Annotated in this window: 23 protein-coding genes; 12 read left to right on the forward strand and 11 right to left on the reverse strand. The window is 39.7% G+C overall.

Features of this window, described 5'->3' with window-relative positions; all coding sequences use genetic code 11:
• Positions 1-76: 76 nt before the first annotated feature.
• The gene (locus SGI74_14800) at positions 77-748 is read left to right on the forward strand and encodes a hypothetical protein (protein MDZ4678763.1); all 672 of its coding nucleotides are present in this window, start codon (positions 77-79) and stop codon (positions 746-748) included.
• Between the two features lie 271 nt (positions 749-1,019).
• Here SGI74_14800 and SGI74_14805 read toward each other — a convergent pair whose 3' ends face one another.
• From SGI74_14805 to SGI74_14815, 3 genes are read right to left on the reverse strand one after another with little or no spacing between them, the layout of a single operon-like run.
• Complete coding sequence (locus SGI74_14805; GenBank protein ID MDZ4678764.1) at positions 1,020-1,640, reverse strand: 2OG-Fe(II) oxygenase; 621 nt, start codon at positions 1,638-1,640, stop codon at positions 1,020-1,022.
• On the reverse strand, positions 1,637-2,095 hold the full coding sequence (locus SGI74_14810) for a hemolysin III family protein (GenBank protein MDZ4678765.1): 459 nt from the start codon (positions 2,093-2,095) through the stop codon (positions 1,637-1,639). The genes SGI74_14805 and SGI74_14810 overlap by 4 nt, the downstream gene beginning before the upstream one ends.
• Before the next feature lie 42 nt (positions 2,096-2,137).
• Positions 2,138-2,461, reverse strand: a complete 324-nt coding sequence (locus SGI74_14815) for a hypothetical protein (protein MDZ4678766.1) — start codon at positions 2,459-2,461, stop codon at positions 2,138-2,140.
• 232 nt (positions 2,462-2,693) lie between these two features.
• Here SGI74_14815 and SGI74_14820 point away from each other — a divergent pair, with 232 nt between their 5' ends.
• Entirely contained in the window at positions 2,694-3,998 is a 1,305-nt protein-coding gene (locus tag SGI74_14820) for a hypothetical protein (protein MDZ4678767.1), read from the forward strand.
• Here SGI74_14820 and SGI74_14825 read toward each other — a convergent pair.
• The 4 genes from SGI74_14825 to SGI74_14840 form a co-directional block, all read right to left on the reverse strand.
• Positions 3,985-4,518 carry a DivIVA domain-containing protein gene (locus tag SGI74_14825; GenBank protein ID MDZ4678768.1) on the reverse strand — a complete coding sequence of 178 codons (534 nt, stop codon included), beginning with the start codon at positions 4,516-4,518 and terminating at the stop codon, positions 3,985-3,987. The two genes, SGI74_14820 and SGI74_14825, sit on opposite strands and share 14 nt — an antisense overlap.
• A gap of 81 nt (positions 4,519-4,599) precedes the next feature.
• Positions 4,600-5,430 (reverse strand): pyrroline-5-carboxylate reductase, encoded by an 831-nt coding sequence (gene proC / locus SGI74_14830; GenBank protein MDZ4678769.1) that lies wholly within the window; start codon positions 5,428-5,430, stop codon positions 4,600-4,602.
• Positions 5,427-6,146 (reverse strand): YggS family pyridoxal phosphate-dependent enzyme, encoded by a 720-nt coding sequence (locus tag SGI74_14835; protein ID MDZ4678770.1) that lies wholly within the window; start codon positions 6,144-6,146, stop codon positions 5,427-5,429. The genes proC and SGI74_14835 overlap by 4 nt, the downstream gene beginning before the upstream one ends.
• Entirely contained in the window at positions 6,097-6,738 is a 642-nt protein-coding gene (locus SGI74_14840; GenBank protein ID MDZ4678771.1) for a Maf family protein, read from the reverse strand. The genes SGI74_14835 and SGI74_14840 overlap by 50 nt, the downstream gene beginning before the upstream one ends.
• 36 nt (positions 6,739-6,774) lie before the next feature.
• Between SGI74_14840 and SGI74_14845 the strand changes: the two genes are divergently transcribed.
• The 6 genes from SGI74_14845 to SGI74_14870 are packed head-to-tail and all read left to right on the forward strand — an operon-like array spanning position 6,775 to position 13,215.
• Positions 6,775-7,677 (forward strand): type II secretion system F family protein, encoded by a 903-nt coding sequence (locus tag SGI74_14845; GenBank protein MDZ4678772.1) that lies wholly within the window; start codon positions 6,775-6,777, stop codon positions 7,675-7,677.
• Positions 7,678-7,679: 2 nt separating this feature from the next.
• Positions 7,680-8,033: a DUF192 domain-containing protein gene (locus SGI74_14850; GenBank protein ID MDZ4678773.1), complete on the forward strand. Its 354-nt coding sequence runs from the start codon at positions 7,680-7,682 to the stop codon at positions 8,031-8,033.
• The gene (locus SGI74_14855; GenBank protein MDZ4678774.1) at positions 8,020-9,639 is read left to right on the forward strand and encodes an FHA domain-containing protein; all 1,620 of its coding nucleotides are present in this window, start codon (positions 8,020-8,022) and stop codon (positions 9,637-9,639) included. Before SGI74_14850 ends, SGI74_14855 begins: the two co-directional genes overlap by 14 nt.
• Positions 9,636-10,589 (forward strand): FHA domain-containing protein, encoded by a 954-nt coding sequence (locus SGI74_14860; protein ID MDZ4678775.1) that lies wholly within the window; start codon positions 9,636-9,638, stop codon positions 10,587-10,589. The genes SGI74_14855 and SGI74_14860 overlap by 4 nt, the downstream gene beginning before the upstream one ends.
• Before the next feature lie 2 nt (positions 10,590-10,591).
• Positions 10,592-12,535 (forward strand): FHA domain-containing protein, encoded by a 1,944-nt coding sequence (locus SGI74_14865; GenBank protein ID MDZ4678776.1) that lies wholly within the window; start codon positions 10,592-10,594, stop codon positions 12,533-12,535.
• Entirely contained in the window at positions 12,532-13,215 is a 684-nt protein-coding gene (locus SGI74_14870) for a hypothetical protein (protein ID MDZ4678777.1), read from the forward strand. Before SGI74_14865 ends, SGI74_14870 begins: the two co-directional genes overlap by 4 nt.
• A gap of 3 nt (positions 13,216-13,218) precedes the next feature.
• Here the strand turns inward: SGI74_14870 and SGI74_14875 are convergent, their stop codons facing one another.
• Positions 13,219-13,794, reverse strand: coding sequence for a hypothetical protein (locus tag SGI74_14875; protein ID MDZ4678778.1), 576 nt, complete (start codon positions 13,792-13,794; stop codon positions 13,219-13,221).
• A gap of 101 nt (positions 13,795-13,895) precedes the next feature.
• On the opposite strand from SGI74_14875, the gene SGI74_14880 reads away from it, so the two are divergent.
• Complete coding sequence (locus SGI74_14880; protein ID MDZ4678779.1) at positions 13,896-14,708, forward strand: radical SAM protein; 813 nt, start codon at positions 13,896-13,898, stop codon at positions 14,706-14,708.
• Here SGI74_14880 and SGI74_14885 read toward each other — a convergent pair.
• Both SGI74_14885 and SGI74_14890 read right to left on the reverse strand, forming a co-directional pair.
• The gene (locus tag SGI74_14885; protein MDZ4678780.1) at positions 14,686-16,632 is read right to left on the reverse strand and encodes a sulfatase-like hydrolase/transferase; all 1,947 of its coding nucleotides are present in this window, start codon (positions 16,630-16,632) and stop codon (positions 14,686-14,688) included. The two genes, SGI74_14880 and SGI74_14885, sit on opposite strands and share 23 nt — an antisense overlap.
• Positions 16,545-17,300 (reverse strand): class I SAM-dependent methyltransferase, encoded by a 756-nt coding sequence (locus tag SGI74_14890; GenBank protein ID MDZ4678781.1) that lies wholly within the window; start codon positions 17,298-17,300, stop codon positions 16,545-16,547. Before SGI74_14890 ends, SGI74_14885 begins: the two co-directional genes overlap by 88 nt.
• A gap of 151 nt (positions 17,301-17,451) precedes the next feature.
• Here SGI74_14890 and SGI74_14895 point away from each other — a divergent pair, with 151 nt between their 5' ends.
• The 3 genes from SGI74_14895 to SGI74_14905 are packed head-to-tail and all read left to right on the forward strand — an operon-like array spanning position 17,452 to position 18,704.
• Entirely contained in the window at positions 17,452-18,078 is a 627-nt protein-coding gene (locus SGI74_14895) for a MotA/TolQ/ExbB proton channel family protein (protein MDZ4678782.1), read from the forward strand.
• Complete coding sequence (locus SGI74_14900) at positions 18,078-18,491, forward strand: biopolymer transporter ExbD (protein ID MDZ4678783.1); 414 nt, start codon at positions 18,078-18,080, stop codon at positions 18,489-18,491. The genes SGI74_14895 and SGI74_14900 overlap by 1 nt, the downstream gene beginning before the upstream one ends.
• 30 nt (positions 18,492-18,521) lie before the next feature.
• The gene (locus tag SGI74_14905; protein MDZ4678784.1) at positions 18,522-18,704 is read left to right on the forward strand and encodes a hypothetical protein; all 183 of its coding nucleotides are present in this window, start codon (positions 18,522-18,524) and stop codon (positions 18,702-18,704) included.
• Positions 18,705-18,813: 109 nt separating this feature from the next.
• On the opposite strand, the gene SGI74_14910 is transcribed toward SGI74_14905, so the two are convergent.
• Entirely contained in the window at positions 18,814-19,644 is an 831-nt protein-coding gene (locus tag SGI74_14910) for a phosphatase PAP2 family protein (GenBank protein ID MDZ4678785.1), read from the reverse strand.
• Between the last annotated feature and the right edge of the window lie 200 nt (positions 19,645-19,844).

Here is a 19,844-nt window from a genome sequence, read left to right on the forward strand (position 1 = left end):
TGAAAAGAGTTGTAAGTCGTAATAAGAAAAAAGCCCGCACAAAACGTCGCGTTGAAGAAGCGAAAAAACGACGCTGATGCCTCAAGCGCTGATTCTTTGGACCCTGCTTTTGTTTTGTTTCAATTCAACAGCGCAGGGCCAGAACTCAGGTGGAGGGCAAACCCGACCAACGGGTGCTCTCTCAGCAGGTGTCGCCCAATTTAATGTTTTATCTCCGGGCGATATACGAATGAATAATGGCCAATTCTTTTCTCTCTCTGGTGAAAAAGGATTTGGCTTTTGGCGACTCTATATTGAAGCCTTGTTTGATTATTATAAAACCACCGGCACTCTCAATTATAATTACCAAAGTCCAACTGGTGTTACCTACACTGCAAATCAAGTAAATTATGGTTTTGAAAAATTCTTAGGCGGCGTTGGCATTAGATGGAAGATCATTCAACGCGCACCCTTTCGACCATATATAGAAGCAGGCGTTGGCGCTGGATATGTTCAAATTTCATATGATCAAACATTAAGAACATCTGCACTTACTGCCCTAGGGCGCGATTTTAAAACGTTCGATACCGTTTTAGATTTTACTCATTACGGTGAAGCCGGTTTTGAATTTGGCCTTATTAAAAGTTTTGGAATCAAAGTAGCTGCGAGATACATGGATTGCAGTATGCGCATTTTAGAAACCCTACGAAAACAAAGTCCGCGTTATACAACTCTTATTTATTATGGTGGAATATTTGCCAGCTTTTGAGATTTTATGCTGTGGCTATCTGAACCATCTATCGATAAACACTGATCAATTCTTTTACAAATGGCCACACCCCGTTTAAAGCCGGAGCCCCTCTTTCTTTGAAAGATCTTAAGCCTTAATGATAATATTTTGGTATTGGAAGCCATGAGTTCAGATAAAAAAACCCGTACAGAACTTACTTGGAAAAAGAAAATAGTGCTTTAAATATTTCAAAAATGCCTCACCATAAATAAAATTATGAAATTTATGATTACTGAATCTTTCTGGCGCTTTACCAGGATTTACTTTTCGTGCTGGCCTTAAACCACCCGGATATACTGAAACGATCGGCGTAACTTGTGCAGACTTCATGCTCAAACTCATCGCTCAAAAAACAAACCATCGTGCCGCCGATAGGGTCAACCTGAATGTAAGAATCAGGATTCAATGGATCGACAAATATTCTTAAACTACCGCCATCTTCTATTTTCCATTTTCGATTAAGATAAAGAATAAAGGTCACTACTCTTTCTTTGTTATTCCGAGAGGTGTCTTTATGTCTTTTATAAAAACCGCCTTTTGGAAAAATAGCATAGTGAGCATCAAATTCATCCAAACCTAAATACAGAGGTGATCCGTTACAAACATCTTTTAAAAGATCCGTACTTTTCCAAAATGCTAATTGCACCTTGTTTGCTATCACTCTATCGAGCCAACAAATCTCATCTCGACGAATTTCTTGATCTACCATATGGGCCACACCATGGCCCACGCCGGCGAAATGAAATCTCCCTGCCTCTCTTTGAGCATCAAGATCCAAGCACACCTCGCTGAGTTCCTCTGCTGTTAGAAAATCAGGGCAAACAGAAAACCCGGAAGCTTCGATTTGATCAGCGATTATTTTAAACATCATGTCTTGATCAGTTGATACACGACAATAAAATGAAGTACGACACCGATGATAGTAAAGAGGTGAAAGAGTTCATGATAACCAAAAACGTTTGGAATAAGATTGGGTTTTTTAAAAGCATAAAACACCGCACCTACGGTGTACACCACACCACCCGATACAATCAGCGCCATATTCGCACTCCCGAGGGTTGCGTGCATTTCTGAAAAGTAAGGAAGTGCAATCCAACCAACGCTCACATAAAAAAGTGCTGTGAACCATTTCGGGGCCTTCACCCAGTGCTTACGATGATAAACAGCGCTAATTCCAAATAGAAGAAGCAGACCAAGTGAATATACAAGACTAGCAATAAATGAAATTGTATTTCCAGATTTTGCAATCAAGAGAATACATGCACCAAGGGCAATAAAAAAAGCTTCTTGATGTAAGTACCCACGTAATAATGGTTTTTGTATCATCAGTGCACTATGACTGAGTAGGGTCAAAAAGGCAATTGGGTCTCACTTATCCTGTATGCAGGTGGCATTTTCTTTTTTACATAAAAGTAGACCTGCTTTATCTGAACAATTTTTTGCAACGATCAATCGGGCATCTTCTTCTGTCTGTCCCCATTCTGAGAATTTTTCACCACTAATTTTTGCTTTTAATTCACAGACAAAACCTGGGTTTCTATTTTGTTTAATACCGTCCTTCGTTGCCTCGAGCTGAATCGGCTTTTTACCGAACAGATAAATAGTTTCTGGTTTTTTCTCTTCAGCCTTCATTTGAAATGGCAAGATAAGTAAAATCAAAATCGCGGCACTAAATTTAATTTGAAATGACATAGACCTCTCCTATTTCAGAAAAAATAGCTGAAAATGATCATAGTGAACAGGCAATTCAAGCCGGAGACCACAGCCGGAGACCCCCAGAAAAAATACAAATAACGTCATCGCACTTTAAAATATGCCTACATGATAGACACCACTGACCCGCTAACTAGCTGAAACCACTTAAACAAATTTGGTACGAGCCCTGCTATTAGTAACCACTGACATGGTCTTAGGAGGATTTACTTTGCGTATCATCTCTACTTTTTTAGCTATTATTGTGGCCATCACATTTGACCAAGCGTCTGCGGGTACACGTCGTACACCTCGCGCTCCCAAAGAACCACCTCCACCGATTGATTATTGCGCACTTGCTGCAGAGAAAGTTGTGATTTCTAAATACGATGCTAATGGAAAATATAATAAAGCCGCATCAAAGTTAAAACTAAGTGATGCCTACAAAACCTACAGTGCAAGTTACAAAGTTAACAGAGAAGCCTTTCTTCAAATTTATTCGTCAATATTCACAAAGCAAAATGAATATCTTGTAAAAATCGCCAATGAAATTTTACTCTCACGCGCAGATATAGTAGCAGAAGAAATTCCGGTTTGGAAATTCTGGAAACGAAAACCTGTGGATACATCTACACCTCTGTCTTTATTAGAAAATATCCGACGCGCTATTGAACACAGGTATCGAGTGACAAATAATTATTTTGTTGAAAGTTTTATCAAGACTCGAAACAACTACTTTGTAATTGAAAAATCACCTCCTCAGTCTGGGGATGAGCTCTTAGCCGCAATGGAAAATTCAAGAAATCAGGGCGAATTACTCATTCAACAAAGCAGCCCCTTCACATGGACACAGCTTCAAGCTGCAGCTGTTATTGCAAAAAAATATCAACCGCTCATTTCAAAACTACCCCAACCCGTAGTATTTACAGAACAACAACTTGCAACTCGCGAATTTAAAATGTCACCGGAGTATGATGCAAATGAAGCGGTTAAAAAAATCACTGACGTTCGAATGGATTTAGAATATGACAATTTTATTAGGACTCATAAGGAGTATAAATATTCAAAACTTTTTGGTCGAATTAAAAAACAATTTGAATTAGTTCTTCGAAATCACTTTCGCGCTGTTGCCGGTAAAGAGATCATCAATGACATAACATTTAAAAAATTTCATCCAGCCGATCGATATGATGCTCTTGTGAGCAATGAAAGACCCGAGAGTGATGATTGGCTTTCAAAAAAAGTTACAGCTGATGAATATGAAGTGATTTTATCGATTAATAGAGAAACGGCCAAAGTGAGTATCAGACCTTTAGCCAATGGACTTGCGAAATATTTATTTCAAGAAGATCGAAATAAATCTTGGTCGACGATAAATCTTTCAACTAGAGAGTCAAAGCAGGTACTCGCTGAGGATCTCTTGCCCGCAAATATACCTGACTTGCCATCCTATATTGAAAAGGTTAACGCGCTCTATGATAATAAGAACTATGAGAACAATTCGAAACTCTTAGCTTGTTTTCCTAAGCTTCAATAATCGGTTTGCCATTACGCATATTTGGTGTGTTTCCACCCATTGCAGCTTCGTTTGGGCCCGCGATGTGAGGAATAAAACCATTATTTCGTTCAAGCAATTCTAAATGAGCTGTAAGTAGGCTTTTAAGTGCAATTTCAAATTGAATTTTTTGACGCTTCATCTCAGTGATTTCTTGATATGTTTTCTTTAATGAATCACGAGAATCGCGAACAATCGCATCAGCTCGTTGTTGCGCATCGTTGATAATAAGTGAAGCTTCGCGCTCAGCATCGCGTCTTAGATTCTCAGTCATTTTATGAGCCGTCATGATTGTTTCTTTGAGCGCTTTGTCGCGATCTTTGAATTCAATCATTTGAATGTCACGCTCTCGCACTTGTTCTTTGAGCTGATTTCGCTCGCGAATCAGAACTTCCATTTCTTCAGCAACGGCTTTCAAAAACCCAGACACTTCTTCAGTATCAAGCCCGCTTAGTTTTCTGGAAAATGTTTTATGTGCGATATCTATTGGAGCAATTTTCATTCAATACCTCCCTGTACAAAATGCGCGCCCGCCTCATTTAATTGAGAATGGCAAAGCTTAACCCCATGTTTAATTGTAAGGCTATTTTCTATTCGGACGCAAATTTTTAGCTATATCAAAACTACGAGAATAAGAGGCCTGGAGGGCTTTTTGTATTCCTGGGCTTACTTTTGACTTTTTCATAGACGTTAGGCCAGCGAATGTAGTGCCTTTTTTGCTGGTAACTGCATCTCTGAGTTCTTCAAGGCTTTGCTCTTGACGCTGCTGGGCAAGACTTGATGTTCCTAAGAATGTTTCAACAGCAACTTTTCTGGCAATAGACCGTGGGTATCCTTTTTTGACAAACCACTTTTCAAAATCTTGCATAAACTGCAAAACAAAACCGGTACCCGAAGCAGCTCCTGCAGTCATCGCATTTATTTCTTTATCATTTTTTAACGTAACTATTGTTCCTATTTTTTCAAACACACGGCTTACGGTTTTAAAATCTTCATCTTTGCCTTTAACTCGATATATTCCATAAAGACCTTTTTGAATTACAGCGGGTGTATTTGCCATCACTCGAAAGATGGCTTTTGCCGACGATAAATGTTTTTTTAAAACATTAGCTGTCACACCCGCAGCAAGTGAAATCACAATGTGTTTACTAGTTATGAATGGTGCAATTTCCTCTAAAACGCTGCAAAGATCTTGTGGTTTTGTTGCTAATACAATGACATCTGATTTCATTAAGAGTTTTTGATTATCAACGCAAATGTTGATACTTGTAGCGTTTGCAAATTTTTTTAATTTGGATTGAGAACGATTTGTAGCTGAAACTTGAGTGGCTAAAAGTGAATCTGTCTTAAGTGCACCGCCAATAATTGCTTGTGCTAAATTTCCGCAACCGACAAAACCCCAGCGAAAACTCATGACTCAAGATGCTCTCTCGAACCAAATAAGGCAGTCCCTACTCTGACCATTGTCGAACCTTCTTCAATCGCAACTTCAAAATCGTGAGTTGTGCCCATGCTCAAATGTTTAAATGAGCCACTTGTTTGAGGAACAAGACTTGCCCATTGCTCTTTAAGTTCGCGCAACTGAATAAAAAACTTTCTGGAAGCTTCAGCTTCAGCTTCGATAGGAGGAATTGCCATCAGGCCTTCAATTTTTAAGTTTTCAAGCTGTGCGATTTTTTTAATTAACTCAGCACCCTGAGCAGGTAAAACTCCGCCTTTTGTGGGTTCGTCACCAAGCTTCACTTGAATCATAATTTCTTGTGTGACACCAAAATCATGGGCTCGCACATTTAGTGCTTTAGCAAGTTCTATACGATCAACAGATTGAATTGTGGTGAATTTACCGACGACGTGCTTGGATTTATTTGTTTGTAATGCGCCGATGAGATGCCATTGAATTTTTGTTTGCGCAAGAACGGCCGCAACTTTATCCATTTTTTTACTAGCTTCTTGAACATAGTTTTCACCAAAATCAACTTGCCCCAAACTTGCGGCATTTATAACAGTATCAGCAGGTTGTTTTTTTGAAACGGCTATCAGTGTAACGGGCTCAGTTTTATATTTAGAACGAGCAAACGCCTCAGCGATTTTTTCGTGAACTCTTTTTATTTTGTTTTCTAACGCGGACATTCCAGCGTTGTCTTCTGAGTTCACTTTTGAACTCGGCGAGGGGGAGGCCAACAACATTGAGAAAATCTCCATCGACGTATTTGACAAACTCTTTTGCTTTACCTTGAATGGCATAGCTTCCAGCCTTGCCAAAGGGTTCTTTGGACTCAATGTAGCACTTGATTTCCTTTTCTGAAAGCCTGCGGAATTTCACCAGACTTGTGACCACACGCGTCACACCTCTGGTCTGGTCAGGGCAAAAAATCGAAAAAGCTGTCTTAACTTCATGGGTTTTGCCACTTAGAGCACTCAACATACGTCGAGCATCGGCCTCATTTTCTGGCTTTCCGAAAACTTTCTTTCGAAGCACAACAACAGTATCTGCTCCTAAAATTAAAATTCCCTTTTGTTTTCGAATACTTAACTTAGGCAATATGGTGATTATCTTTTCTCTCGATATGGCACTTAAATTTTCATTAAGAGTCAGGTTTTCATTGAATGATTCCGATGAGTTGGATGGGAAAGTAGTGCACTCAAAACCAGCGTCTTTAAGTATCTTAAGTCGTTGGGGTGAAGCAGAAGCCAAAATGAGTCGCCAGTTTTTTGTTCCCATGGGTATGGAGTTTACCAAAAGCGGAGCATATTTGTCATGATTTTGCCCAATATTCTTTTAGTTTTAGGAATATTACTTATTGGCCTCTCAGTTTATCTGGCTGTGTCTGCCATTGTTGAAAGTTTAAGTACGGCCAATAATTCACCACTAACATGGGCTTCTGGTGATGCTCCTCAAAAATCAAAGTCAGGTGTTATTCGATTAGCGCGTCCGCTTGTTCATCGCTTAGTGATTCCGATTTTAAGTCGTTATGAAATGAAGACTAAAAAAGAAAAAATAAAAAGAGAGATACAAGCTGCAGGCCTTAGCCAAGAACTCAACGAAAATGAATACATTGGGCTTCAGTATTTTTTAGGAGTGTTTTTTCCGTTATTACTCACAACTTTAAATCTGTTTTTTGATTTAGGTTATCCATGGATTGCAATTGTTGCCTTTGCATTATTTGGCTTTGCCTACCCTTATCTTTATGTAAAAGGAATCAAAGACGAGAGACGCACGCAAATAGTTGTAGACCTTCCATTCGTTGTGGATCTCTTAGCACTTTCAACAGAAGCCGGTTTAGATTTCATCGGCTCTATTAGTAAAGTTGTTGAAAAAATGACTGGCGGCGCTTTAGCCGAAGAACTCAATCAAATACTTCGAGATTTAAAACTCGGTAGTTCACGCTCTGAAGCCCTTAACGCAATGGCGTGGCGCTTAAACATGAGCGAGGTATCTAGCTTCATCGCAGTTCTTGTAACAGCTGATGCGATGGGTGCAAGTATTGGTGGAGTATTAAGACAACAATCTGAACAAATGCGACAAGAGCGATTCACCCGTGCAGAAAAAGCAGGTGCACAAGCCTCTCAGAAAATATTTATTCCACTAGTTATTTTTATTTTACCCGCGGTGCTGCTCATGGTGTTTGGACCCGTCATCATCCAATTTATGGGGAATTGATTATGGCCAAAGTAATTAACAACAGAACAAATAAAATATTGGTTGATAATTTAGAAACAGCCAAGCACATGAGTGGGCGTCTTGTTGGTCTCTTAGGGCGCACCTCATTACCCGATGGTCATGGTTTACTTTTAAAGCGTAGTGGAAATTCTATTCATACATTTTTTATGAAATTCACCATTGATGTGGCCTTTATGGATTCAAAAGGCACAGTAAAGCATCTTGCGCACGAAGTAAAACCTTGGCGTTTAATTATCGCCCCGTTAATTTTTCAAACCGATTGTTTGGAATTACCCGCAGGAACTCTTAAAAAAACTGACACACAAAAAGGAGACTCACTCCGTGTTGAAGCTTAAAGTAATAAAAGGCTCACAATTAGGCCAAAGCTTCCAACTCAAAACTGGCGAGAATATCGTTGGCCGTGTACCAACATGTGATGTCGTACTCGCTGCCACTGGAGTGAGTAAACAACATGCTAAAATTGAAGTGCAAGATGATAAGTGCGTCTTAACTGATCTTGGTTCAAGTAACGGAACATTCGTTAATGGTGCGAAAATAAAAAATAAGATCATCAAGATAGGTGATCGTATTGCATTTCATGAAGTTATTGTGGAATTAGCCTCGTCAACTCAAAGTATCAGAAACCAAATTCACACTAGCCTCCCTACACAACCTTGGGGTAGTAGTACGGCTTATCAACAAGATCCCATGCAACTACAACAACAAATGCCTCACCAGCTGCAAGACCCAAATGTTGCGCCACTTTCTTTGGCAGGGCAAGCTCCAGCGGAACAACAAATTGCGGACCCCAAAAATTTTGTGGATATTTTTATGACATATGTTCACAAAGTAATTTTACCTGGGGTTTACAAAATTAATGAAGTTTACTCAACCAAGACAATACTCGCATGTTTCATTGGGGTGTTTGTAATTCTTGTGACAATGCTGGCCACTATTCCTATGGCCCAATTAACTAAAGACGGTGTTCAAAAAGAAGCTCAGCGCCGAGCACTCACTATTGCACGACAATTAGCTGGAGTATCAGAACGCGCTATGGCAGCAGGAAGCGAATCTTCAATTCGCACTGATTTCGCTGAGGCCGAAGATGGCGTGAGCATGGCGTTGGTAGTTTCTCGTGAAGATGGTCACATCATTGCACCCTTGACCAAAGCACAATCTTATTCATCAGATGAATTTGTCGCACGTGCACGCAAGCATGATGAGATCTATGTAGACCAAATCAATGGCTCAACAATTGGTGTGAGTGTTCCCATAAAACTTTTTTTACCAGAAGCTGGCCAACAAATCACTGTCGCTTATGCACAAATAGTTTATAAGATGAATAGCCTTGATTACAGTTCGACCATCGCACTTTTTGCACGCATCTTGATTATCGCTTCTATCTTAGGTGGCATTCTTTATTTTGTACTCTATCAAGTACTTGTTGAACCAATCAGACAAGTCACCACACAAATGGATCAAGCACTCCGCGGAGAGATAAGCACTCTTACAACAAAATATGATTTTGATGTTTTCAAAAAGTTTCTCGATTACGTTAACAGTGCAATCACACGCATGGGTGAAAATGATCAGAACAAAAAACAACCAATAGTAATAGACCGTGCAACTGAGGCTAGTAATTTTGTGCGCATCGTGAGTGACCCCGCATTTGCACTTGATGCTAACTGCATTTTTTTACAAGTGAATACAGCTTTTGAAGAAAAAACAAGTATGAGACTTCTAACTCTTCAAGGTCAAGGTCTTGAGGCACTTCAAGATCAAGCGCTTAAACTTAATCTTGAAGATCTTGTTGCCCAAGCTCGCAATCAACCAGGTTCAATCATCAGTAGTCAGCTCGAAATTTCAGGAATCCTACATGAAATAGACGTTCAAGCGACTGCAGAAGGTGATGGAATCGGCTACATCATTGGTACAATTAAAATTCAAGGAGGGAGCACATGACAGCATTAGCGCAAGCAAAGCTCCCCGTAAATTCCATCACATTGACTATTCTGAGTGGTCCAGAAACTGGAGTCGCGTACAAGCTTGTGGGCCAAACAATCTCTTTTGGTCGCGCCCCTGATAATGATGTTGTTTTACAAGACTCTAAAGCAAGTCGAAATCATGCAGTCATCGAACAACGTAATGGCCAGTATTGGATCAGAGATTTAGGAAGCCAAAATGGCATTGCCGTGAATGGTAAAATTCTCAAAGAAAGTATCATGAATTTCGGAGATCAAATCATCATTGGTGATACAAATTTTGCTTTCGGTTCTCCAACCACAGCGTTGATGGCTGCGGCTCCTCCACAACCGGTAAATTCGTCAATGGGTTGGTTGCCACCCCCAACAAAGCGAGTCGGAAAAGTTCAGAGTGCAAATAAAAATTCAAGCGTGTTTGGAGTTTTATTGGTTATTGGTGTTGCATTATTTTTTGTCATGCAAAACAAAGGAACAAATCGTAAAGCCATAAATCTCAAAGATGAATCAACCCTACAAGAAGCAATTGAAAATACTATTGATAGTAATGAAAAACGCCAAAAAGAGATCATGCAAAAAGGAAAAGACACACAACAATATTCTGAAGCCCAAGCGTTTTACCAAAGAGGGTTTAGAGAGTTTCGCGAAACAAACTACTCACGTGCTATACAAAATTTTGAGGCGTCATTAGCGCTGTATCCTGGCCACCCATTAGCAAAACGTTACCTTGAAAAATCACGATTAAAACTCAATGAGTCAGTAACAGCCACACTAGAGCGTGGAGAAAAATACTTTCAAATTCAACGCTATGCAAATGCAAGAAATGAATATCAAACCGTTATTGTACTGGCCGGTGATACACAAAGTAAAAGTGCCCAGTTAGCAGCGAAGCGGTTAGAGGCGATTAAACTTATTATGATGAATAGTAAATAATTATGGCAAAACTTAATGTGTTCCTAAATGGAACGTTACAATTTAGCAAAGACTTAGATACTGACCAAGAATACGTCTTAGGCAGAGGGAGTCAGTGTGATATTTGCTTGGATCACGCTGAAGTTTCACGTCAGCATGCTAAATTAAAATTTGATGGTAATAACTGGAATATAGAAGTGCTATCGCGTTTTGGCCGATTAATGGTGAATGGCCATCCAATTGAAAGTGTCAGCCTCACTTCAGGTGCACAATTTACTATTTCACCATTTGAATTTAAATTTGATGACAAAGAAGTTGTAGATAAAACAATACGCGTAGAAATACCCGCCCAAGATCCAGTTAGCGATGATAAAACGAGCTTACAGCAAATAGCCGTGAAGTCAGTTTTATTGCGACTTGATGGTCAAGGTGAACCCGTCGAAGAAATCACCTTAGGGAGCGGAATTATTGATGCTGGTCGCAGTCGAAGTTGCTCAATCAAGATTGAAGATGAAAAAGCAAGTCGTCGTCAATTCACTCTCACAAACAATGGAACAACTTTTGTTTTAGAAGACCTTGATAGTCCCAATGGAACCTTCGTCAATGGCATTAAAGTTAAAACACATGCACTCCAAAGTGGAGACGAAATTAAAATTGGCAAAGAAATATTTCGCTTCGAACTTATGAATCCTGAATTTGAAAATCTTCCGACCACTATCGGAGAGCCCGAGGATGTGCCTGCAAAAGCACCCGCTATGAACCAGGTTTCAATGGGCATGGATAAAACTGAAGTAGCTGTTATAAAAATCTCACCCCAATATAGCCCTGCCGCCTGGAACCAAAACGACGTGCAGAATTACTCAGACCATATTAATGAACCCGTAATGTCACAAAAAAGTGCACTGAAGAATAAAAATACTCGTATAAAAGTTATTGCGTTGGTTTTAATTATTGGGTGCATTTATGTTTTAACTACAAATGAAGAACAACCAAAGCCCGCACCAAGAACCCCCGCTGGCCAAGCTGCCCCCGCATCTGAATCAGCTAATATTCAAAAACTTTCTCCTGAGCAAAAGAGATTTTTGGAAGACACATATAATTTAGCGATGAGCCTGTACACCACCGGGAAATATGACTTAGCAGCACTTGAGATCAATAAGATATTTCAGATTACACCTACTTATAAAGATTCAAAGAATATTCAAGCACTCTGCCAACAGGCATTGGAAATTAAAAAACAACAAGATGAGGCTGAGCGCAGAAAAAAAGATCAAGAGGAGTTACAAGCTAAAGTTTCAAGCGTTCTTGATGGGTGTGAGAAAATACTCAGTGCAAAAAAATATGGGCAAGTTGAGAGCTGTGTAAGCCAAATCTCTGATATGGATCCTGAGAATTCACGGGCTCAAAACCTTAGTATGACGGCTCGACAAGCCATAGAACAAATGGAAAACAGCAAAGACGAACAAGCCTCGCGAGCACGACGAAAAAGCTCAGCTCTCAGAACTTTTGAAAATGCCAAAAAAGCGTTTAATGAAAAACGTTATCCTGCCGCTATTAATAATTTTGAGCAAGTTGCAAACATCTCATTCAGTGACAGCGACGATATAAAGCAAAAAGCTAAGACAGGCATCAAAGTGGCAAAAGAGCGCATGCTTGAAATGAGCAATCATCTTATGCATGAGGGCAAAGCAGCACTTGAAACAAAAGATTATAAAAATGCTATTTCAAAACTAGTTAAAGCTCTCGCACTTTCTCCTGATAACGGTGATGCACGACTTTACTTTGAAAAGGCGGAACGCGAATCACACTTAGAGTTAAAAAATCTCTATGCCGAAGCCGTCATCGAAGAGAATCTCGGGAATATAGAATCTGCCAAAAAGAAATGGCGCATTATTCTTGAATCAGGATTGGTTAATGATTCTTATTATCCAAAAGCAAAAAGTAAGCTTGGAAAATATGAGAGATGAGTAAGACAATTCTTCAAAAAACTTATCCAGGTCAAATTGCACGCCCCTCAGTAGAAGCTGTGTATTTTCACAATGAAAATCTAGCTATGATCACGACTCCTTGGGGCGCTAAAGACGCTTCTACTCAACTGTGTCAGATGGTTCAAAATTATTATGGTTCAACCTTAACAGACCCCGATGCCACATCAGCTTACGCAAGACTTCCCGGGCTTTCCCCTGTGGCTAATAGTTTGAGAGGCGCAATTCTACTCGCCAACGAAGGTCTCTTCGATAAATTTAACAAAACCATATACACATCAGCATGCGAAGCACTCTTTATTGGTTTTAATAAATCAGAAGTTTGTTGGGTACAAGTCGGCCAGCCACATCTTTTACTTTTGCGTGATGGCAAACTTCTCACACTTGAATCAGCAATTGATCTCAATTTAGATTATCCCAATCAATCCCCATTACCGTCTAAGCTTTTAGGTGTTGAAAGACAAATCGAAATTCAGACAAAAAATCTTGTCACACAAAATGGCGATATACTTATTATGTTAGCGCGAACGCATGTACCTTGTGATTTTTTCGTAGAAAATTTAATGAATCAATCTGGAGCACAGGTTCTTGAAATTTTATTTAATATCGCAGTAGCCAAAGAAAATGATGTCCCATTTTGGATTAGCACCATCAGTCTTTAAGCATTAGTCAAATTCTGTAAAGTCTTCGACACCACCGAAACGTTTATTTCTTGGACCATTATCAAAAAAGTAGTAGGTAAGCCCAAGCCCAATGGCAAAACCTAAAGTATTTTTACCTTTGAATAAATACTGAGGTGAACCCTCAATTCTTAAGCTCAACGGATTTCCTATAAATATATATTCAATCCCACCAACTGCGCGTAATCCGATTTGATACTGATCTTCAACTGCATGGCCACCGAGTCCGCCTCCACCCATCACACCAGCACCACCGTAAAAAGCTAAGGAGTTCCAAAAATCGTCAGACTTTCTTTTGTCTTCCACTGTGTAGCCGTATAATAAATAATCAAGACTCACTACACCCACTCGGGCGAAAGAATAACCGCCGGAAAATGAAAACGCTCTCTTCCAATTAGTAAAATAATGTGTGCGAAATGAAGCCGGCTCACCAAAAAGTAAGCCTACACCTATAAGACCTTCATGAAAGCCCTTGAAGCGTCGAGATTTCGTTTGTGCAGCCTCAGAACTCAACGAAAGTAACAGTAAGAATAAAATGAAAAAAGTCTGTATCACCCTCATGGTTTCAGCCTCATATGAGGTTAAATGGTTAGCAAGTTTTTAATTCCAAAACGCAATGCAACAATGATAGCTTGTAGTTGCTAAGAATCATAGGAGCATCAATGGAGTTTCCCCAAAAAACTGCGGAATATGAAGAATTAAAAACTCTTACCGAGCAATGGGGTATAACATATGGCCCTATTAAAAGTCGCAGACTTGGCACAAGCCTTGGCATTAATCTTCTAGGTGCAGGTGAGAAGATTTGTAGTTTTGATTGCCCCTATTGTGAATTGGGTTTTACAAAACTAAAAATATCACTCATGAAAAAAGCAGCGGGCTTTCCGACCATAGAGCAACTAGACACTTCACTTCGCAAGCACATTCTAGAACTTTCTAAACAGGGTGTTGAACTTGATTCTCTCTCAATAGTAGGCAATGGAGAACCAACACTTTATCCAGATTTTGTAGAAGCGGTTCAATGTGTTAAAAAAATACGTGATGAATTGTCGCATAAATCTAAAGTTGGAATTTTAAGTAATGGCTCAACACTTGATAATGGGAAGATTATAAAAGGAATGAATCTTCTCGATGACCGCATGATTAAACTAGACGCTGGCAACGATGACATGCTTCAAAAAGTTGATGAGCCTCTGGTGCGCATGAGTATTTCTAAACTCATTCAAGGTACAAAAAAATTAACTGATGTAATTTTACAATCATTCTTCGTTCAAGGGGCAATTGACAATACAATCCAAAGTGAAGTCGATGATTGGATCGAAGTTGTCGGAATCATCAAACCCAAACTTGTACATATTTACAGCCTAGATCGTGTTCCACCACTCTCAGGACTTAAGCAAACTCCGCCGCAAAAACTAAAAGAGATTGCGCAGACATTGCAAAAAAGAACTCAAATCAAAGCGCTTGTTTTCGCTTAGTAAACTCAACAAATTCTTGGTTACCAACTAATGATAAAAACATATCAAACACAGAAGGCCCGCTTGGTAACTCAGGGTTGAAATCCCATTCAGCTCCGGCCATCCAGAAATTTTTTGCTAAGTTGATTCGCTCAAGGCGTTTATCTGTAATGCCTTTAGCTATTTCAAAAAAAATCGTGGTTTCTTTTTTCTTCTTTAATTTATGGCCAACAAACGCATGAACCCAACTTTGAGTTTCTTTATCCCTACATATTTTTTGATTATCGTAGGCTTCAATTTCCAAAAGACTCAAATTTTTAAAGCTTGAGGCAAGAAATAAACAGTTAAGGTCAGAATCATTTGTATCGCGATTACCCTTACTTTTTAAAAAATGAAGATCAAGTAAGGTTAACCAATTTTTGAGCTCTGTTTTTTCTTTGGGAGTATGTGATTTTTTATTACGCAAAAGTTGATTTAGTAATGGCCAGTTCCGGCTCTCAACTAAAATGCTTACTTGCCACTGTAGTACCTGCCAATCATCGGCACGCCTAAGTTCTAATTCACTCAGATCACGTATTTTTGCATCAATCGTAACAGTTCGTGAAAAAATATTTCTAGCTACTCTGAGTTTTTCTCCCATTGAATAAGGAAGCAGCTTTGGCACACCGTCGATCTCTTTGATCTTCAAGGCATCATGATATTTGTTCCAAATTATTTGAAGCCTTTGTTGAGTGCTATAATCTTTTGCGTAAAGATTGTGCAACTGGAGTCTGTCGGTATAAGTGTTAAATAATTTTGGCTCATTACCCGGCCAAAAAACCCACTCGCCAATTCTCATACTTACAAGTTTTTGCCCCCACCCACGCCAAGCTGGCAAATCTGATTCTGCAAATAGTGGACGATCATCATCAAAAAGCGGCTTACCCTCAAGCGCATCAAGTATATCGATAACAGGAAATGCACTTTGCTTGTGAGTTGTCACACCCAATAATTTATAAAGGCTAACACCTAAATCAACAAGTGTTACGGGTGTGTCAACCTTCCATGAAGGGCTTAAATCACGAGCTTTACGACTTGGTTTTATAACCAATGGAATTCTAATAATTTCATCATACAGACTTAAGCCACTCGATAAACCTTCGTGTTCAGTTTTGACCGTACCTTGAAGGCCCACGATAATGACAGTGAGTTGATCCCACACGCGCATTTTTTTAAACACACCTCTCAACTTTCCGATAGCTTCATCGATTTCTTGAAGTTTACCGTTATAGGCACCTTCACGGCCCTCTAGCTGTTTTGATTTTGGAGAAGGAATATCAAAAAAAGAAAGATCAGCCATTTGTAGAAGCGTGAAAAATGGAACTCCACCAACCGATCTCAACTCTAAGAGATCTAAAAATCTCTTAACTACTTTATCAGCTGGGCGATAAAAGCTTCCGTCTGTGCGAATAGAGTCATCAAAATCATCAAAACCTCGGTTGATTGCAACTTTTCTTAAAACAGGAATTCCACCACTTACTAAAAAAGTTTCTCTCCCCAATTCTGTAGCCCATTGCGGAACACTTTTTACACCCTCAAGATAACGACTCGCATCGTTGCGATGCACTCCATGTTCTGAAGGATACAAACCCGTTAACACTGAAGCGAGAGCAGGATTTACAAGCGATGAAGGCGTGTACGCATGAGTGAAGCGTACACTTTCAGCACAGATAATATCGAGATGAGGTGTAATTGAATCATTTGATGTACCACAATCAAGAGCGTCTGCGCGTAAGCCCGGAATACTAATGATGAGAATACTTCCAGCACCTTGGGGTATACTTGAACCGCAAGCGCTACATAATAACGCAGTTAAGATTATTTTCTGCAGACGGAATAAAATATGGAAGCCTCTTGAACTCCGATTGAACGCAGAACATATTCTGTTTCGTCGGGATAATACGATACTCCAAAAACTTTTTTCGCTACTACGTCTCTTAGCTTCCATGGAATATGATTTTCGAACCGATTACGAAGAAACTCCAGAGTTTTATTGCCTCCAGCTAAAAGATCTGGGCCCATAAGGCGTGTGCAAAACAAACCTTGAATATCAAAAGTCGAAAAACTTCGCTTAAGGAGCTGTTTTACCTCTTCGTAATCGTATTCTTGGATATGTTCACGCTCGACTGGAGCTTCAGTTAGTTCAGAAAAGCGTTTACGATTCACCGTCGATATCAAAGCTACGCCGTTTGGTGCTAACACGCGCGCCACCTGCTGAAGTGCTTGATCAATTGATGGAATTCGCTCAATAACTTGAAAACAAGTGATCATATCAAAGGTTTTTGGAGCAAAAGGAAGATTTTTGACATCTGCGACAACAAAACCTACGCCATCGCGTCCGTAAACCTCTTGTGCTTTTAAAATATCACTACTGGAAAGATCGATTCCCGTAACGCTGACGGCGCCGTTATCGAATAAAAATCGTGATCCAAAACCACGTCCGCAGCCAATATCAAGCACACGCATACCTCGCACATAGCGAGATGCTTGTTTATATTGCGCTAAGTACTCACCCCACCAGGGTGTGTCTCGACCGAATTCGGCCGAGTCACTGTTGAGTCTCAAAACTCCCATACTTTAATCCTAGCAGTTTTGACTGAGAGGTCAGAAGACCAGTTATCGAAGATAATTAAAGATGGGGTGCGTCATCATTTTTTATTTCTCGTCCTTAGGCGAGACTGCTAAACTTTTTAGATCATTTCATCTTCGAAGGAGATCATAAAAAATGCTCACACAAAAACTTTTAGCTGTAACAACCGGTGGCTCTGAATGGATTTTGTATGTATTAATTATTTTGTCAGTTTGTTCAGTAGCCGTCATTATCGAAAGATTTTTCGCACTTCGCGGAATTTTAAACACAAGTCAAAAAGTTGGAGAGCGAGCAAAAGAAGCACTTAAAGCAAATGATCTCTCAATTCTCGACGATCTATCGCGTAACCATGACGCCGTTGAAGGCCGCATGCTCGCACACGCCATTAGACATATTTCAAAAGGTGGAAAATCTTCTGAAGAAATCATGAATGGATACATGTTGATGGAAAAACAAGGTTTAGAAAAAAATCTTGGTTTCTTGGCAACATTGGGTGCAAATGCTCCATTTATTGGTTTGTTAGGAACAGTTTTAGGTATCGTACGCGCATTCGCTGATCTAGCAGGCAGTCAAGGAAATCCAAGTGTTGTAATGGCTGGTATTTCTGAAGCACTCGTTGCAACAGCAGTTGGTTTGTTCGTGGCGATTCCCGCAGTTGTTGCCTACAACTATTTCCAAAAACAAGTGAAACTTATTTTAAGTAGCGCTGAAAGTATTAAACAACTCTGCCTAGCTTACGCACGAGAAAAAGGGGCGAGATAATGGGCGGTTCTTTTAATAATAATGATGATAATCCAATTTCAGAAATTAACGTCACTCCACTCGTAGACGTAACACTTGTTTTGTTGATCATTTTTATGGTGACCACTCCCATGATCATGAAACCTAGTATCAATGTGAATTTACCAAAAGCCGCAAGTGCGGATCAAAGTTCTCCAGGAGAATTAGCCGTTACAATTAGTAAAGCGGGTCAGATTTTCGCCAACGGAAATGCAGTGAGTGAAGATGGTTTAAAATCAGAAACACTTAAACTTGTGGCTTCAAAACCTGAAATGCAAGCAATGATCAGCGCAGATAAAGAAACTCCACACGGAGTAGTAATCACTGTCATTGATATTATTAAAGGTGCTGGTGTTAAGAAGTTTGCAATTAATATTGAGAAAAAACAAAAATAATTTTTTACCCATTGTGTGTGAGGACATCTTATGTGCGTAGCCTGCTTAGAGTTCATAAAAGATAAATTAACTGTAAATGAATTTCGCTCAGCACTTCGCGAAATGACTGTTGATGACCCCAATCACATGACACGCGTGAATCAAATTCTTAATAGCCAAAAAAGTCCGGAAGATCAGAAAAAAGATTTACAGAAATTAAACCAAGACGATTAATTAAATCCGCTAAAAACCAGCTGTGGCAATTGCGTTAAAGTTGTTGTTTTAAAATATTTCTAAAAAGCAAAAGTGGCAATTGCACCATAGTGATTGTTTTAAAATATCTCTAAAAAGCAAAAGTGGCAATTGCACCATAGTGATTTGAAGTAATCATGGGTATCAAACTTATTGTTGATGCGACTTCAGGGGATCCATTAATTTCGCTGCGAAAGTTTTTCCCGACTGTAGAACCAATAGCATACCCCATAAATGCGCCAGCTACTCCGTCTGAGAACCAATGCATCTGACCTGAATCATAAGCCGACACGGTATAGAGCATGTACGATGAAAGCCCGATACCAAACCACTTAAGCCAAGTTTTATCTGGGTAATAGTGAGCAAGGGCTGATGTCACAGCAACAGTGTGCGAAACATGACCCGATGGCCAACCGTAAGCAGTTAGCCCGTTTCGCAAAAATCCAAATTGAAATTGTTCACTTTGTTCTTGCGAACTTAAAGGCCAATTGTTTGTTGGATGCGCTCGCCCCGTAGTAAATTTGAGAAGTATAATATATGAAACTGTAATAAGTGATGCTTGAGCAATAGCAAAGATCCCACCCATATTTTCACGATCATTTGCAGAGTCACGTGAATAATAAAGCCAAGTGGCCGCACCCAAAGCCCCCAACCCAGAACCCAACACTGCTCCAGGAAATGCCGCCTCATTTTTGCTATGCCGAAAAGTATCGCGCACACGAGCATCATAACCACGATTAATGATCAATGCTGTTGATGCAAACGCAGCACCGTGAAGTAAAAGATTTGTGCCAGTAAAAGAATCACCTACATTTTTACCAAAGCCACCAAATAAAGTTGGATCAGCAGCGGCCATTGCGAGTTGGGGAATGACTGCAAGGTAAATGATGATTGTGATTGTTCGAATGATGAAGTTTTTCACTGATGGCCCTTGTCTTAGCTTAATTGTGTGGAGCGTATATTTACTCTAGTGGCTGAGTAATTGATCGTCAACTCTCCAAATAGCGATCCATTGTCGATTTGCCAAATGTGTGAAGTGCTTTGAGTTTATTGTGATTTGAACAAAGTAGTGTAAGGTTATCGAGTGTTGAAGCTCCCCCTAAAGCAAATGGAATAATGTGC

Source organism: Oligoflexia bacterium, from assembly GCA_034439615.1.
Taxonomy (GTDB): Bacteria; Bdellovibrionota; Bdellovibrionia; order JABDDW01; family JABDDW01; genus JAWXAT01.

What these genes read in the sequence shown, in the direction of transcription:
- SGI74_14800 (MDZ4678763.1), top strand. Translation starts at nt 77, where the DNA reads ATGCCTCAAGCGCTGATTCTTTGGACCCTGCTTTTGTTTTGTTTCAAT.
- SGI74_14805 (MDZ4678764.1), bottom strand. Translation starts at nt 1,640, where the DNA reads ATGATGTTTAAAATAATCGCTGATCAAATCGAAGCTTCCGGGTTTTCT.
- SGI74_14810 (MDZ4678765.1), bottom strand. Translation starts at nt 2,095, where the DNA reads ATGATACAAAAACCATTATTACGTGGGTACTTACATCAAGAAGCTTTT.
- SGI74_14815 (MDZ4678766.1), bottom strand. Translation starts at nt 2,461, where the DNA reads ATGTCATTTCAAATTAAATTTAGTGCCGCGATTTTGATTTTACTTATC.
- SGI74_14825 (MDZ4678768.1), bottom strand. Translation starts at nt 4,518, where the DNA reads ATGAAAATTGCTCCAATAGATATCGCACATAAAACATTTTCCAGAAAA.
- proC (MDZ4678769.1), bottom strand. Translation starts at nt 5,430, where the DNA reads ATGAGTTTTCGCTGGGGTTTTGTCGGTTGCGGAAATTTAGCACAAGCA.
- SGI74_14835 (MDZ4678770.1), bottom strand. Translation starts at nt 6,146, where the DNA reads ATGTCCGCGTTAGAAAACAAAATAAAAAGAGTTCACGAAAAAATCGCT.
- SGI74_14840 (MDZ4678771.1), bottom strand. Translation starts at nt 6,738, where the DNA reads ATGGGAACAAAAAACTGGCGACTCATTTTGGCTTCTGCTTCACCCCAA.
- SGI74_14845 (MDZ4678772.1), top strand. Translation starts at nt 6,775, where the DNA reads ATGATTTTGCCCAATATTCTTTTAGTTTTAGGAATATTACTTATTGGC.
- SGI74_14850 (MDZ4678773.1), top strand. Translation starts at nt 7,680, where the DNA reads ATGGCCAAAGTAATTAACAACAGAACAAATAAAATATTGGTTGATAAT.
- SGI74_14860 (MDZ4678775.1), top strand. Translation starts at nt 9,636, where the DNA reads ATGACAGCATTAGCGCAAGCAAAGCTCCCCGTAAATTCCATCACATTG.
- SGI74_14865 (MDZ4678776.1), top strand. Translation starts at nt 10,592, where the DNA reads ATGGCAAAACTTAATGTGTTCCTAAATGGAACGTTACAATTTAGCAAA.
- SGI74_14870 (MDZ4678777.1), top strand. Translation starts at nt 12,532, where the DNA reads ATGAGTAAGACAATTCTTCAAAAAACTTATCCAGGTCAAATTGCACGC.
- SGI74_14875 (MDZ4678778.1), bottom strand. Translation starts at nt 13,794, where the DNA reads ATGAGGGTGATACAGACTTTTTTCATTTTATTCTTACTGTTACTTTCG.
- SGI74_14880 (MDZ4678779.1), top strand. Translation starts at nt 13,896, where the DNA reads ATGGAGTTTCCCCAAAAAACTGCGGAATATGAAGAATTAAAAACTCTT.
- SGI74_14890 (MDZ4678781.1), bottom strand. Translation starts at nt 17,300, where the DNA reads ATGGGAGTTTTGAGACTCAACAGTGACTCGGCCGAATTCGGTCGAGAC.
- SGI74_14895 (MDZ4678782.1), top strand. Translation starts at nt 17,452, where the DNA reads ATGCTCACACAAAAACTTTTAGCTGTAACAACCGGTGGCTCTGAATGG.
- SGI74_14900 (MDZ4678783.1), top strand. Translation starts at nt 18,078, where the DNA reads ATGGGCGGTTCTTTTAATAATAATGATGATAATCCAATTTCAGAAATT.
- SGI74_14905 (MDZ4678784.1), top strand. Translation starts at nt 18,522, where the DNA reads ATGTGCGTAGCCTGCTTAGAGTTCATAAAAGATAAATTAACTGTAAAT.